14 protein-coding genes and 1 pseudogene are annotated in these 14,290 nt (G+C 59.6%); 5 read left to right on the plus strand and 10 right to left on the minus strand.

Annotated features, from left to right (window positions below; translation table 11 throughout):
* Positions 1 to 96: 96 nt before the first annotated feature.
* The 6 genes from KW839_RS26585 to KW839_RS26610 all read right to left on the minus strand — a co-directional run bounded on the left by KW839_RS26585 (position 97) and on the right by KW839_RS26610 (position 9,092).
* Entirely contained in the window at positions 97 to 1,182 is a 1,086-nt protein-coding gene (locus KW839_RS26585) for an LLM class flavin-dependent oxidoreductase (protein WP_218425954.1), read from the minus strand.
* Between the two features lie 29 nt (positions 1,183 to 1,211).
* Positions 1,212 to 3,794, minus strand: coding sequence for a TonB-dependent receptor plug domain-containing protein (locus tag KW839_RS26590; protein ID WP_218425955.1), 2,583 nt, complete (start codon positions 3,792 to 3,794; stop codon positions 1,212 to 1,214).
* A gap of 171 nt (positions 3,795 to 3,965) precedes the next feature.
* Positions 3,966 to 5,552: an ABC transporter substrate-binding protein gene (locus tag KW839_RS26595; protein ID WP_218425956.1), complete on the minus strand. Its 1,587-nt coding sequence runs from the start codon at positions 5,550 to 5,552 to the stop codon at positions 3,966 to 3,968.
* Positions 5,553 to 5,556: 4 nt separating this feature from the next.
* Positions 5,557 to 6,765, minus strand: coding sequence for an LLM class flavin-dependent oxidoreductase (locus tag KW839_RS26600; RefSeq protein ID WP_218425957.1), 1,209 nt, complete (start codon positions 6,763 to 6,765; stop codon positions 5,557 to 5,559).
* A gap of 15 nt (positions 6,766 to 6,780) precedes the next feature.
* Positions 6,781 to 8,004, minus strand: coding sequence for a lipase family protein (locus KW839_RS26605; RefSeq protein WP_218425958.1), 1,224 nt, complete (start codon positions 8,002 to 8,004; stop codon positions 6,781 to 6,783).
* Positions 8,005 to 8,018: 14 nt separating this feature from the next.
* Entirely contained in the window at positions 8,019 to 9,092 is a 1,074-nt protein-coding gene (locus KW839_RS26610) for an ABC transporter substrate-binding protein (protein WP_218425959.1), read from the minus strand.
* 407 nt (positions 9,093 to 9,499) lie between these two features.
* Between KW839_RS26610 and KW839_RS26615 the strand changes: the two genes are divergently transcribed.
* On the plus strand, positions 9,500 to 10,579 hold the full coding sequence (locus tag KW839_RS26615; protein ID WP_218425960.1) for a sigma-54-dependent Fis family transcriptional regulator: 1,080 nt from the start codon (positions 9,500 to 9,502) through the stop codon (positions 10,577 to 10,579).
* A 207-nt stretch (positions 10,580 to 10,786) separates the two neighbouring features.
* Here the strand turns inward: KW839_RS26615 and KW839_RS27825 are convergent, their stop codons facing one another.
* Complete coding sequence (locus tag KW839_RS27825) at positions 10,787 to 10,990, minus strand: hypothetical protein (protein ID WP_256352857.1); 204 nt, start codon at positions 10,988 to 10,990, stop codon at positions 10,787 to 10,789.
* A 264-nt stretch (positions 10,991 to 11,254) separates the two neighbouring features.
* Here KW839_RS27825 and KW839_RS26620 point away from each other — a divergent pair, with 264 nt between their 5' ends.
* Positions 11,255 to 11,422 carry a hypothetical protein gene (locus KW839_RS26620; protein ID WP_218425961.1) on the plus strand — a complete coding sequence of 56 codons (168 nt, stop codon included), beginning with the start codon at positions 11,255 to 11,257 and terminating at the stop codon, positions 11,420 to 11,422.
* A 30-nt stretch (positions 11,423 to 11,452) separates the two neighbouring features.
* Here the strand turns inward: KW839_RS26620 and KW839_RS27830 are convergent.
* Positions 11,453 to 11,575: pseudogene (locus tag KW839_RS27830) on the minus strand (serine/threonine protein phosphatase); the annotation flags it as partial.
* On the opposite strand from KW839_RS27830, the gene KW839_RS28200 reads away from it, so the two are divergent.
* Positions 11,519 to 11,653 carry a hypothetical protein gene (locus KW839_RS28200; protein ID WP_371318121.1) on the plus strand — a complete coding sequence of 45 codons (135 nt, stop codon included), beginning with the start codon at positions 11,519 to 11,521 and terminating at the stop codon, positions 11,651 to 11,653. The pseudogene KW839_RS27830 and the gene KW839_RS28200 overlap by 57 nt on opposite strands.
* Positions 11,654 to 12,070: 417 nt before the next feature.
* Here KW839_RS28200 and KW839_RS26625 read toward each other — a convergent pair whose 3' ends face one another.
* Both KW839_RS26625 and KW839_RS26630 read right to left on the minus strand, forming a co-directional pair.
* Positions 12,071 to 12,376, minus strand: a complete 306-nt coding sequence (locus KW839_RS26625; RefSeq protein WP_218425962.1) for a Rho-binding antiterminator — start codon at positions 12,374 to 12,376, stop codon at positions 12,071 to 12,073.
* Positions 12,373 to 12,639 carry a DUF2024 family protein gene (locus tag KW839_RS26630; RefSeq protein WP_218425963.1) on the minus strand — a complete coding sequence of 89 codons (267 nt, stop codon included), beginning with the start codon at positions 12,637 to 12,639 and terminating at the stop codon, positions 12,373 to 12,375. The genes KW839_RS26625 and KW839_RS26630 overlap by 4 nt, the downstream gene beginning before the upstream one ends.
* Positions 12,640 to 12,910: 271 nt before the next feature.
* Here KW839_RS26630 and KW839_RS26635 point away from each other — a divergent pair, with 271 nt between their 5' ends.
* Both KW839_RS26635 and KW839_RS26640 read left to right on the plus strand, forming a co-directional pair.
* Positions 12,911 to 13,615: a hypothetical protein gene (locus tag KW839_RS26635; protein ID WP_256352858.1), complete on the plus strand. Its 705-nt coding sequence runs from the start codon at positions 12,911 to 12,913 to the stop codon at positions 13,613 to 13,615.
* Between the two features lie 42 nt (positions 13,616 to 13,657).
* The gene (locus KW839_RS26640) at positions 13,658 to 14,275 is read left to right on the plus strand and encodes an isochorismatase family cysteine hydrolase (protein WP_218425965.1); all 618 of its coding nucleotides are present in this window, start codon (positions 13,658 to 13,660) and stop codon (positions 14,273 to 14,275) included.
* Positions 14,276 to 14,290 lie beyond the last annotated feature (15 nt).

The raw sequence follows: 14,290 nt of genomic DNA on the forward strand, positions 1-14,290 counted from the left end.
CATCGCCAGCAAGCTGGCTCCTGCAAGGGGGCGTGTGTATACGGTCCTGTAGGCGCCGGCTTGCTGGCGATGGCGTTGGTGTACATTGCGAAGTGCTTACGCGACCCGCGCCTTGCGACGACGTGCTTCTTCGCGCACGGCGGGGATGATCCAGCGGCCATAATCCACGGTGTCGTAGAGCGGATCGTAGCCACGGTTGAGGAATGTCGTCACGCCCAGATCGACGTAATCGAGCAAGGCCTGGGCCACGGTTTCCGGGGTGCCGACCAGGGCGGTGGTGTCGCCGTAGGCGCCGACGGCGGTGGCGGTGGGCATCCACAGTGCGCGGTCATGGCGATCGCCCAGGGCTGCGGCGGCGAGCAAGCGTTCGGAGCCGGTGCCCTTGATGCGTTTTTGCCAAGGGCTGCCGGCTGCAAACTGCGGGTTGGCCTTGATCTGCTCCAGGATCTGCTGCGCCCGTTGCCACGCCAGTTCCTCGGTCGCCCCCAGAATCAAACGCACCGACAGACTGACCCGCGGTGCCGCGACCCCCGCCGCGCTGGCAGCTGCGCGCAGTTTGCCGATCTGTTCGGCCACGCCGCTCAATGGCTCACCCCACAACGCATACAGGTCCGCGTGTTTCACCGCGATTTGATAGGCAATATCCGACGACCCGCCAAAGGAAATCGGGATGTGCGGCTGCTGCAACGGCTTGACCGGCGAGAACGCACCCTTGATGTTGAAGTATTTCCCTTCGAAGTCGAAAGGCTCCTCGGCGGTCCACGTCCGGCGGACGATTTCCAGGTATTCATCGGTCCGTTTGTAGCGCTCGGTCTTGTCCAGCAGGAAGTCGCCTTCCTGAGGCTCGGCGGTGATCCCTGTGATGGCATGCAGGCGAATCCGCCCGCCGCCGGTGGTGTGATCGAGCGTCGCGAAAGCCCGGGCCGCGACCGTCGGGGCGGTGAGACCCGGGCGGTGGGCGATCATGAACCCCAGGCGTTCGGTGTGAGCGGCGGCGTAGGCGGCGATCTGCAAGCTGTCGGCGCTGCCCGGACCGCTGGCGATCAGCACCCGGTCGAAACCGGCATGCTCATGGGCGCGGGCGTGGTGGCGGATAAAGCCCAGATCGAAATCCGGGCTGCGCACGCCTCGGGTCTCGGACCACTGGCGGGGGAAAATCATGCCGACAAATTCAATGGACATGGGAACACTCCTGATGGCGATAAACGGTTTTAGAACTGGTAATCCACCTGGGCCAGCACGGTGCGGCCGGGCATGGGTTGCAGGAAGGTGTTGGTGGAGCCGGCCAGACCGCTGACGAAGTTCAATTCATCGGTCAGGTTGAGCACGCGCAAAGTGGTGCTCCACTGCGGCTGGCGGTAGTACACAGCGAGGTCGAGGTTGTATTCGTCGGGGACTTTCACGGTCTTGCTCAGGTTCAGGTACCAACTGCTGGTCCACCAGCCGGACAGCTCGGCACCAAAGCCTGAATCGAAGCGATAGTCGAAGTATCCGCTGGCGGTGTATTCGGGAATCTGTACCGCGTCGAACCGCCCGGACGGCCGCTGATTGAGGCTGTTGTTGTCGCCGAACACCGTGCCGTTGTCGGGAATGAACCCCGCCGAGGCGAAACCGGCCTGGGAGGCAAATTCGTTGTAGGCAGTGAGTTTCGAAAGGTTCAACGCAGTGCGTAGGTGGTCGTCAGGCTGGTAGCGAATGGTCGACTCGACTCCCTTGATCACCAGCCTGGCAATGTTGTTGTTGCTGTCGGGTGATTGATCCCGCTCTTGCTTGAACGCTGCGAGCGTCAAGAAAAGCTCGTTGGGCACCGCTTCGACTTTCAACCCGACTTCGTGCAGTACGCTGAGGCTTTCGAACGCCAGGGGATTCAGCAGGTTGGCACCGGCGCCACTGCCCCAGCCCAAACCGTTGGAAAAGAACCCGGTATTGACTGCCAGCGAGCGATCGAAGGTGTAGTACAGCGTGCTGTTTTCGGTGGGTTTAACGTACGGACTGACCTGAAAGGCAAACAGTCGGTAGTTGTCACTGTCCTTGCGCGGGTTGCCGCCGGCGAGCACGAACGGGTTTTCGATTTCGGCGTCGATCCAGCTACGGCTGGCGCCGATGTTCAGGCCGACCCACTCACCGAACCGCAGGTTGTGCTGGGTGAACAATGTGCTGGTGGTCCAGGTACTTTCAGCGGTGTAAGGCGCGACGGATTCGGCGTAGAGCCCGTGGCCGGCCGGGTACATGGCCGGTAGGTTCAGCCAGCCGTAGTAGTTGGAGAATTGCGGCACACCGGGCTGGCCGATCCAGGCACCGTTGCCGCCCGCCGGATTGGAACCGGTCAGCCCCAGCAGATCTCCCGGATTCTTGCCCGACGGATCCTGCGTCAAGTCATAGGCGTTGATGGTCGAGCCGAAATTGTTGTTGGCGGCGATCGACTGGTTGAACTCGCGGCGGTAGATCACCCCGGTATTGCTGTCATCACGCAGGGTCAGGCCGCCAAGCTGCGTTTCATTGCGCGAGCGGAATTCGAAGCGGTTATCGAAAATATTGTCCTTGGATTGCACCTGGAAAGAACCGACGGCGTCGGTCATGTCCCGTGAACGTTGGTAAAACGTGTTGTTGGCCAAGGTGATCGTCGGGGTCAGATCGGCTTCTACCCGCAGTTGCGTGGTGAAGCGCCGGGAGGAGTTTTCATCCTCGTCGCGCTGGCCGGTTTGCGAGGACAGCGAGGTCAGGCCGTTGCCGGCGAGTGACGGGTCATACACCCAGCCACGCAGGCTACCCGGGTTGGTTTGGGTGTTGGGGGAGGCGGACTGGAAGCTGCCATCGACCACGCTGTATTGGCCCTGAGCGTTACGTTGCCGTTTGACCCAACCCAGGGTCGGCGCATCGGCCGCGCCAGAGGCGAGTACCGGTGACCAGAGGGTGTTGCCGTTCTGGATGATCGGCGTGGCCCGCCCGGCGTAGTATTTGCCGCTATCCACCAACTTTTGGTTAGCGCGGTTCCAGCCGTGGGTGATGTTGTAGTCGTAGTAGTCGTCGTAACTGGCATTCCAGTCCACGCGCACGTTGTCATTGCGCCAGGCGAGGGCGCCGTAGAACGCGTCGAAGTTGTTGTCGACGTTGTCGTAGAAATCCTCCTGGCGCTGCTTGGTGATGCTGATCCGGTATGCCAGGTTGTCACTCAGCGGGCCGGTGTTATCGACGCTGAATTTGCTGGAGTCGCGGGATTCACCGTCCGGTACCCAATTGCCCAGCTCACCGCTGAGTCTGGTTTTGAATTCACTGAAATTCGGTTTCTTGCTCAGGTAGTTGACATAGCCGCCGCTGCCGGACACCGAGCCATAGGTCACCGAGGAAGGGCCGGCAACGATGTCGGCGCCTTCATAAGCGTTGAAGTTGGCCGGGTGCCGCACACCGTACGCGCGCTGGCCGTCCTGGAAAACTTCTGAACCCTGGGCGCGGAACTGCGGCGCGATCCCGGCGTTCTGACCGCCGCCACGGGTGATGCCCGGCGCGTACTTCACCAGGTCGTCGGCGCTGCGGATCGGATCGTTGGCCAGTTGCTCGGCGTTGACCTGGGTGATTGAGCGCGGGGTGTCGAGCACCTTGGTTTCGATGCCACCGTATATCGAAGACTCCGGTCGGGTGGGCAGGGTGTCATCATCGGAATCGCTGGCGCTGGCCTGAACGGTGACGGTTTGCAGTTGAGTGTCGGCGGCGAAGGTCGACGTCGACAGGGTAGAAACGATGACCAACGCCAGAGCGTGGCCAGAAGCGGGACGAACGAAGCCGAGAGAGGGCATGAAAATGTGCCTCGATAGATAAATTCATTGAAATACGTAAACAAGCAGCACCTGACACAACACCGACCTGTAGGAGCCGGCTTGCTGGCGATAGCGGTGTAACGTTCACCACCACCACCACCACCGCCACCGCCACCGCCAGCAAGCCGGCTCCTACAGGTCGGTGTTGCGTCAGGCCGTGTCTTTCAACCAGAGCTTTTCAAAGCGCCACGTGCTGAACAGCGACTCCTCGGCCGCCGCGCCGCCTACGCGGTTGGCCACGCTGTCGAGCAAATCGGCGTAACCCCAGATCAACATGCCGCCGCGTTCGTACTGGATCTGCTGAACCTGGTGGACCAGCGCCTTGCGTTTCTCCAGGTCGGGCTGTGCCATCGCCGCCAGAAACAGCTCACTGAACTGAGGATCGTTGAAATGGGTTTTGTTCGACACGGCAAACGGCGCGTCGGTGTGAATCGCGCTGGCCAGGAACGGCGCGCCGATACTGCCGCCGGTACTCAGCGTCCAGTCGTTGCGCAACGGCCCCTGGAAGGTCGCCAGATCAACCTGCTTGACCTTGAGGGTGACACCGATGCGCTTGGCCTGCTCAGCCAGCACCAACGCCGAAGTCAGTCCCGGACCAGGCGTTGTCACCAGTTCCAGTTCAAGGTTTTCATGCCCGGCTTCCTTGAGCAGTTGCGCCGCGCGTTGCGGGTTGTGGGGGCGCGGCCCGAGCGTGTGGTTGAAGGTCGGATCGCTCGGCGCGTAGAGGTCGTTGGCCACTCGGCCCTGACCGTTGAGCGCGCGGCGCACCAGTTCTTCGCGGTCGGCCAGCAGGCGAAACGCCTCCCGTACCCGTGGATCATTGAACGGCGGCTTGTCGAGGTTCATGTCGAACGACAACCAGTTGCCGCTCACCGATTTGAGCACCCTGAGCCGTGGGTCGCGCTGCAGCACTTGCAGCTGTTCGGTGGGCATCACGTTGGCCATGTCGATCTGCCCGGAACGCAGGGCCGCCAGGCGCGAAACCTGATCCTTGAAGTCGATGATTTCCAGCTCATCGGCGTAGGGTTTGCCGTCCTTGTAGTAGTTCTCGAACCGGGTGAACAGCGAGCGTTGGCCAGGGGTGAAGCTTTTCAGTTTGTACGGGCCGGCACCCACCGGGTTGGTCACCGGGTGGTAGTCCACCGGCACGATCCCGCCAAAGTTGACCCAGGTTTCTGCCAGCGGCATGTAGCTGCGGCCTTCACGAAAGTTCAGGCGCACGGTGCGCGAGTCGAGCTTGACCAGGTTGTCGCGGTCAACCCAGTGCAGCAACGCAGCGTAAGGCGAGGCCAGTTGCGGATCGGTGAGGCGGCGGATTGAGAAAATCAGGTCATCGGCATCGATGGTTTTGCCGTGGTGAAATTCCAGGTCCGCACGCAGGCGCAATGTCCAACTGCTGGCATCGGCATTCGGCTCGGCGAATTCGGCCAGGGCCAGGCGTGGCTGCATTTGCTCGTCCCATTCCCACAACTTGCTGTAGAGAGCAAAGCCGCGAACGATGCCGCTGCCAATGGGTTTGTGCGCGTCGAGGTTGCCGCTCTGGTTACCGTCGAGAATGCCCAGGCGCAGACGTCCGCCATACCGCGGTTGATTGTCGGCAGCGGCACTGGCGATTGGTTTTTCGCTGCTCGGGCCGCAGCCGGCGAGCAGGCCACCACCGAGCAGCAAACCACCGCCAAGCAGCGCACTGTGGCCGAGAAAATCCCGGCGGCTGAAGAGTGAGTGATCGTCGCTCATGGCATCAGGCTCCGGTCGGGCCGTTGGCGGAGCGCAGTTCCAGCGGCGCTTCCGACGGGCGTCTCAGTTGCACGCGCTGACTGCGAAAGTGCGGCAGGATGTGCTCGCCCAGGCGGTAGGCTTCTTCCAGGTGCGGGTAGCCGGCGAGGAAGAACAGATCGATGCCGATCGCGTTGTATTCGCGAATCCGTGCCACGACATTTTCATAACTGCCTACCAGCGCGCAGCCCGGCGGAATGCCGATGTAACCGAAACCGGTCCAGACGTTGGGGTGAATGAAAAAGTCGTCGAAGCTTTGGGTCTCGGCTTTTTGCGCGAACTCGTTTTCGTAGCTGAGCTTGCGTGCAGTGCGCAACCCGGCATGGGCCGCCACAGCCTTGACCGCGCCCTTGGCGATACCTTCGTCGAAGAAACGCTTGGCTTCGGTGCGCGCCAGTTCCTCGGTCTCCCGGGTAATGACATCGATCGACAAACCGAAACGAATGTCCGTGCGCCCGTACTTCAAGGCGCGCTCGCGGATATCAGCGATCAGCGCGGCAATTTCATCCGGATGTTCGGCTCGCATCAGGTAGAAATCGGCGTGTTTGGCCGCGAATTCCCGGGCCGGGATCGACGAGCCCGCAGTGCAAATCAGTGGCAACTCGGCCTTTTTCAAGGGCCCGCGCAAACCACCGCCTTCGGCTTTGTAGAATTTGCCATCGTAGTGGAAGTTCTCGTTGTGCCAGTAGCCCTTGACCACGTCCATGAACTCGATGGCCCGCTCATACCGCTCATCGTGCTCGCTGAAGTCACCGACCTGACGCTGAATCGCGTCCGAGCCGCCGTTGATAATGTTCCACACCAGGCGGTTGCCGGTGGCGCGCTGATAGGTCGCGGCTTGCTGCACTGCGACCCACGGTGTGTAGTGGTAGGGCTGGAACGCGGTGACGAATTTCAGCGTGCGGGTTTCCCGGGCCAGCAGTGAGCAGACGGTCCAGGGTTCTTCACCCGAGGGAGCGTTGACCATCAGCGCACCGCCGAAGCCGTTGATTTCTGAGGCCTTGGCGATCTGCCCCAGGTAGTCGATGTAGGTGAAGTGGTCGCCGACGCTGAATGCCGAGACGGCGCCGGTGCTCGGGCCGCCGCGATGCCAGTCACCACGGTTGCGCGGGTCGCCGGGGAGGAACTGGGTTTCGCCATGGAGGGGCAGGCGGGTAAAAAATTCAAGGCTCATGTCGAGGGCTCCGTATCACTGCACGCTGGGGCTGCAGATCGGGGTGATCGGCTGGTCGTTGATGACCTTGTGGGCGAAAGGCACCGAATCCTTGAGGGAGGCATTGACGGTTTCGCTATGACCCAGCCCTTTGTAGAGATGGCCCTCAACCACGGAGCCGGTTTTGCAGGCGTCTTGCATCAGCGCGACCTGGGTCGAAGCCGCCGGGGTTTTGTCCTCGGCGCCGGTGCCGATGAAAATCGGCTGGGCCAGCTTCAGCGTCGGGTAAGACACTTGCTTCTGCCACGCCGCGAGCTGGTCGCCCTGGTAGTCTTTCTTCGCATTGGCCGGAGTCAGGCCGACGCCTACCACATCGCTGACCAATGCTGCCAGGCAACTGGTGCGGGCCTGCTCGAACAGAGGCAACGCCTTGTCGGTGTAGAAGTCCTTGGGATTAATATTCGGGTCGTACTGCTGGGCCGCCAGCAACGTGTAGAAGCCGTAGGCGAGTGACGCGTCGACCTTATTGACGTCCTGTTCGCCGACGTTTTTTGCACCCACGGTGTAGATCACGCCGGTGCCGATGCTGCCTTTGACGCCGAGGTCCGGCGCATAAGTCGGCGCGTAGGCGGCCGATGCGAAAGCGCCTGCGCCGCCCTGGGATTGCCCGACGATCAACACTTTGTTGGCCAGCCCCGGCACGCCAGCGACCACGGCTTTGGCTGCATCGAGAATGCCGTAGGCCGCCATGCGATTGTTGAGCAGCGGGTGGCCACCGGGTACGCCGAGGCCCTGATAGTCGGTGGCGACAATGGCATAACCTTCGTCCAGCCAGCGGCTGAGGTACTGCACGTCGCGATAGGAGCGGCCTTGCCAGGACGGCGCGCAAACGTCGGCGACACCGACCGTGCCATGGCCCCAGCTGGCAACCGGCCAGCCACTGGCGGGCGCCTTGCCTTTGGGCAGGAACAGCGTGCCCGAGACCACGATTGGGGTCTTGTTATCGATACCGTCGGTGGAGGTGTAGAGAATCCGCTGCGCGCTGGCGGCGTTGGGCAGGCTCAAGGTCTTTTCCAGCGGTTCGCTACGCAGCAGCTTGCCCGGTGTGGAGGGGATCACTTCTTGCCAGGTGTAGAACGACGAGACACGACCGTCACCTTGCAGTGGGTCGGACTTTGGCGCGTGGGTACCGGCAGCCAGGGCGCTCATGGAGAGCGCCAGGACGCTCAGACCGAACACGAAATTTTGCGGCAGTTTCATCAGGATATCCCTATTCATGGATTGTTGCTGACCTGGCCACGCAGGGCCGGCCAATAGTCGGTAAGTTTCAGATCGATCAGCGCCTGGTTGGTGAAACCGGTGGCCAGCGAAGGGGTGATGTCGTAGTTGTCGCGAATCAGGTGATTGGCCAGGGCGTAGGCGGTCAGGGCCTGGTAATGCGCCTTGAGTTGTTGGTCGCTTTTCGGTGCCCAACGTTCTTTCCACGACACGGGATCGTTCTGGTCGTCGCGGCGTAGCACGCTTTCAGCCGTGCCGGCGCGGGAGGAGAGTTGGTAGTAGGCGTCCTGGTTCTGTTCCTGGCTGATCCACCACGCGGCCTTGACCCAGGCCGTCGCCAGCAACTGCGTGACGTCGGGGTGCTGGGTGACAAAGCTGTCGGTGCCCCAGAGATCAGAAATCAACCGCCAATCGTTGGCGCCTTGCTTGGTCGACCAGAGAATCCGGCCCACGCCTTTGTCTTCCAGGGCGTAGGCCTCGCTCAGCAGGACTGCTGCGTCGACCTTGCCGGCGGACACGGCAGCGGCACCGACTTGCGGGTTGAGGTTGGCGATCTTGAAATCGTCGAGCTTCAGGCCTTTGCTGGCGAGGAAGTTGCTGAAGGCGAACTCCCAGGGGCGACCACGGTGCAGGGCCAGGCGCTTGCCTTTGAGGTCTTCGATGCTCTTGGCTTCGGAGCCGGCGGGCACCACCAGGTAGATGTTGTTGCCGCTGCCTCCGGGCACGATCAATTTGCCCGGCACGCCACCCGCACCGGCGATCACCGAGGGCAGGTCGCCACGCACGGCGAAGTCGATGCTGTTGTTGCTGAAGCCTTCGTTGATCTGCGGACCGGCGCCGGCGTGGGGCAGGGCGATCCACTCAAGTTTCAAGCCGCGTTGGCTTAGTTGCTGTTCGAGCCAGCCGTCCTCGATCACCCGCCCGGCGATACCGCCAAACACCGGCTTACCGCCTTGGGTGTAGGCGACGATGGCGATCTTCACCGAAGTCGGAACCTGTTCGGCCAGTGCGGTGGCACTGAGCAGTAAGCCGGTCAATGCGACAAGGCCCTTGCGCCAGAAACGTTTCATTGAAATCTCCCTTGATGGCTATTGGCAAAACGCACCCTGTTAGGAGCCGGCTTGCTGGCGAGAGGCCTTCAAGTCCTGCGGCGTTGTTGAGGACGCCCTCGCCAGCAAGCCGGCTCCTACAGTTGATTTGCTGTTGGGAGGGAGAGAGCAGATTGCATGCCACAGCGTGAAAATCTGGCTGCAGGCCTTGCGTGGCGGGGGGCGGGGGTGTGGGGCTTCGGTTGTTAAGAGCAGAGGGTGCTGATCTGCAAGCAGGGCGATGCTTGCCAATTGCTGCTACAGCAACAAGGCAGGAGCAATTCGAAGCCATATTCGATATGGGAATATATAAATGCTAATTAATAATTTTTTAGTCTAAATATCTTCGTGCACTATTGAGTACGCGCTTTTACTGCCAGGAATGCACCATGTCGCTGATCACTCATCCAAACGCCCGTGAATTGACCAAGTCGGTAAGGGCCACCGTTCTGGTGTTCAAGGACCCGCGCTCCCAGGAGTTGCTCAGTCGAATAGAGCGCCTGGCGCCCAGTGAGGCCAACACATTGATCATCGGCGAAACCGGAACCGGCAAGGAGCTGGTGGCCCGCCATATCCACCACTTGAGCCGAAGAGGGCGTGAGCCTTTTGTCGCAGTGAACTGCGGCGCATTCGCCGAAACGCTGGTGGAAAGTGAATTGTTCGGCCACGAAAAGGGCGCGTTTACCGGCGCCACTTCCAGTAAGGCCGGCTGGTTCGAAGCGGCCAATGGCGGGACGCTGTTCCTCGATGAGATCGGTGATTTGCCACTGAACATGCAGGTCAAGTTACTGCGGGTTTTGCAAGAGCGCGAAGTGGTGCGCCTGGGCTCGCGCACGCCAATTCCGATCAACGTTCGCCTGGTAGCCGCGACCAACGTCAACCTGGCGGATGCAGTCGTTGCCGGGCATTTTCGCGAGGATCTTTTCTACCGATTGCACGTTGCCACGATCCGCCTGCCGCCGCTGCGGGAGCGCCCGGGCGACATCCTGCCACTGGCTGAATTTTTCCTCGAAGAACACTGCCAGCGCCTGGGCTACAACCGCGCCTCATTGAGTGTCGAGGCCGAACGCAAATTATTGGAGCACAGTTGGCCGGGCAACATCCGCGAGCTGGAAAACTCCATTCACCATGCATTGCTGGTGTGTCGCAATCAGCGGGTCGCACCGGCGGACTTGCACTTGGTGGACATGCGCTCCTCAGGTATCCGCCACGAACAGGAACAAGCGTTTCAGGCGGGCACTGGTGTCGCAGGACCGGTGAGCCTGGAAGCGGCACTCAACGCACTTTTCGAGCAAAACATTCCAGATCTCTATGAGCACATTGAAGAAACCATCTTTCGCGCCGCGTACCGTTTTTGCCACGGCAACCAATTGCAGACCGGGCGACTGCTGAACATCAGTCGCAACATTGTGCGAGCGCGATTGGAAAAGATCGGAGAATTGAACAGATCCTTATCGGTGGGGGAGTAACAGCTCACGGTGACTTTCTGATACGGAGTGATTGATCGTTCAGCGAATCAGCGAATGATGGCTTATGGCCGATTCTGTTGAGACACTCGATCTGCCCAAACTACCTGATCATTGACTGGTGAAAACGCCTTTTTACACGCTACTACGTGAACAGCCGTGCTTGGCTGGCGTGGCCTTGATCCAATATCAAAGATGCCCGCGTAGCCCTTAATGGAGAACCCTGCGGCTCTCTCCAATCCTGATCCGATCAAGCGCCCGATTTAACGCATCCAAGGCATCGAGTAGGGCTTTCGCTTCGGATTCCCGGCCATCTCCCCATAGTCGTTCCGCCATTTTATTCAGGGCCTGGATAGATCGTTCTATGTCTGCAGCGGTTGCTGCCGGTGTATCTGCCTGCTGCTTCTTTGACATTGTCAAGATTGCTCAAGTGTTCGAGCGACGACGCCGGCGATCCGGCATTTTTTGCGCTCATATGAGTGGAGAAGTCGTGAAAACAGGAGATCAACCGGCGCCTTCACCGTACTAACGATCTTCACTCGTATGCCACAGGGGCGCGAGTCGATAGTGGAGCCCAATCTCGTAACGTATCTCAGTCATCGCCTTAGCATTGACCGAGGGGCAAGGTACACCTATACAGGTGCCCGATGCACAGTTCAGTCAACGCAGGAAACGTAAATGAGCGATGAGATTGATATTCCTGAGCCCGAGCATGACCATCTGCTCGATCATGAATTCCACGATGAAGAGCCATGGATTGAAGAAGATGCCCAAACCATTTTAGACGATGAAGACGAAGAACTTTATGGTCTCGACTATCTGGATTCGATCGATCAAGGGGACTGAATTCTTTTCTTTCGGCTGAAAAGGAAAAAGTACTCTGTCCCCTTTGGCGGACAAGTCTGCTGCCTCAAGCGCGGCCTGGAGCCCGGTGACGTGCCCGTGAGTATCGCCGACCGCGAAATCCCGGCCAGCCGTGTTTTCGGCGAAGCGCTTCACCTGCGACACCTCGATAGCTTCGAGCATGCGCAATCTTCGCCCGCCATTCACCGGCAGGCTTATGGTTTAATGAAGTAGGTCTTGAGCGGGAGGCAGTGATGGATAAGGCGATTCAAAACCCCATGTTTGTCGTTGGGGCTCTACTGGCAATTTTCGGGCTCGGCGTTTGCCTGAACCATTTGCTTAGGGGGGACAGTGTCGGTTACTTGGCTTATGGCTTATTCGTCACAGGCTGCACTTTATTGCTGGTCGGATGGGTACAGAGAAACAAGTGAGATTCTCGGCTTCACCGCGACCCCTTGGAGATGAGTCCGAATCCCCTCAGACCCGCTCTCCAGCACCCGACGTTCGCCTTCTGCGACCAGCAGCTCCAAGGTACATCCGGCCTCGCCAAGACAACGCGCGATGTCTTGAACTGCCTCCTCTGCCCAAGGCGCATCAGAGTCGAAATGCCCCAACAGCTTTCACTCTTGCGAACGGTGAGTTGAAATCTATTCATGATGATTCAGCTTCCTGCCCAGTGACGCAGTAACTCCCCGCCAGCGTGACTCGACCAAAACTCGCATGGGCATCGATAGGCGTGATCGCCAGCAAATGGTCGAGCCGAACTTCAACCGTTTGCAGACCATCATGATTCCCCAGCACGAGAAACTCTTCCTTGCTAGTTGCTGTGCGCGTAGTCAGCGCCTTGGCCACATAAGTTGATCCATCAATCAGTTCGACCTGCAAGTCGTAACCGTGCATGCAGGCGATTTCCAGATAGTCATGCAAATCACAGTTGAGCGGCTGATACGCGTTCATGGTTTCTCCTGGCAGCCTTCAAGGGCGATGATGAAGTAACCCTGGTTGGAGATGGCGGCAGCCACTTCGGGGTGGGCGGGTTCGCTGTGGCAGAACTGGCAACGGCTCTGCTCGATGTCGACGTCTTGTACGCCCCGCTGTGCCATCCAGTCGCGGACATACTGGGTAGCGAGAGTCTGGTCGTTCCCTGGAGTCAAAACATCAAAGTGCAGATAACGTCCGTCGCGGGTGCGTACATGTGTGTCGAAAACATTAACTTTCATCGTTAATTCTCCTTCCAGGTGGCAGGCAGCGACAGACGATCCGGCTGCTTGTTCGCAATTTGCCGGTTTTACGTAGCCCACCCGTTGGCATATCTGGATCATGCGTCCCTTCACATGATTGCGATAGTGCTCAACGGCTGAGCTCCGCCAGTGTTCAATGGACGCGACAATGCTGGCGAAACTGATGCGAAAGCCCCACGAGCACTGAACTCAATATTTTGTTCGAGGGCAGGGCATGCGACGTTTAATGTGTTTGGTCGTGACTTCGGCGATGAGCTTTCCCTTGTTTGCCCATGAGCCAGGAGGTATCGACAGCGCTAAAGGTCAAGCAGATGCCGCGTTTGATCTGGTTCATACGCACATTTTTCGCAACGGCGACAATCTCGTCTTTCAACAACTCGTTGCGGGTACTGCAGGCAACAGTACGCCCAAATCCACCGGCAAGTTCGCCGGGTCAGACGTTTATAGCTACGTCTGGCCAACCAGTCTGGACAGCGACGTCGTCGGCTTCGAGCCCAAGTCCGGCATCCTCGCGCTGGCGTTGACATCCCACCCCGATTTCGACGACACCCCCCAGCTGGATGAAAACAAGGACGGTAAAAAAGACAACGACGGCGGGTTATGGCATTCCCATTGGGTCGTTCTGACCAAGGAAGCCAGCTGCGGGCCCAGCGGCCTCAAGGTTCGGGACATTCCCAAAGACATGAAGCCGAAGATGCCAGCCACATGGCCTGGCGTCGCGCTGTATATCGACTCTCCCGGCTATGGGCTCACGCTATCCAGGGACACGGTGACGATCGAGGTCCCGCTGGCTGCCGTCGGCTTTCCTGAAACCTTCAAGTACGACGGTGTCACGGCAGGGTTGAAGGTCAACGCTGATCTGCACGATCCGCTGCTGTGCGTCAGTTCGGTATGGGATGTCGCCTCGGGTGATCTTTCATTACCGGCAACATGGAACGCCAAGGATAAGCCTTGAGTTGCGACTCAGCGGTATTTCTACAGTTGCCGGGAGGTTCAGATGAGCGATGTCACTTATTCTCGCCAAAGCACCGGATTACTTCTGGTGGACCCTTACAACGACTTCCTCAGCGAAGGGGGCAAGCTCGCCGGGTTGGCCAAAGCGGTCGCTGATGAGGTGGGCACGCTGGATAATTTGCGCCAGGTCGTCGCGGCGGTTCGCGCAGCAGGTGTGCGCGTTTTTTACGTACCCCATCATCGTTCCACTGCGCAGGATTTTCTGGGGTGGAAGCATCCCAGCCCTTACCAATTGGGAGCGGGTAAAGCGCAGGTGTTTGCAGCGGGTAGCTGGGGAGGCGAATGGCACCCGGATTTCATGCCGCAACCCGACGATGTCGTCGTAAAGGAACATTGGGGCGGCAGTGGATTTGCAAACACGGATCTGGATTTCCAGCTCAAACAGCACGGCATCGATAAGGTCATCATCGTCGGAATGCTGGCCAACACCTGTATCGAGACGACTGCCAGATTTGCGGCGGAACTGGGTTACCACGTCACGCTGGTGAAGGATGCGACCGCTGCGTTTTCCAGGGAAGCCATGACCGCCGCCCATGAGATCAATGGACCGACCTACGCCCATGCCATCGTCACCACTCGCGTTCTGACTGAGTTGCTTTAAGCCTTCGGAGGTCAA

Source organism: Pseudomonas sp. PDM31 (assembly GCF_019218965.1).
Taxonomy (GTDB): Bacteria; Pseudomonadota; Gammaproteobacteria; order Pseudomonadales; family Pseudomonadaceae; genus Aquipseudomonas.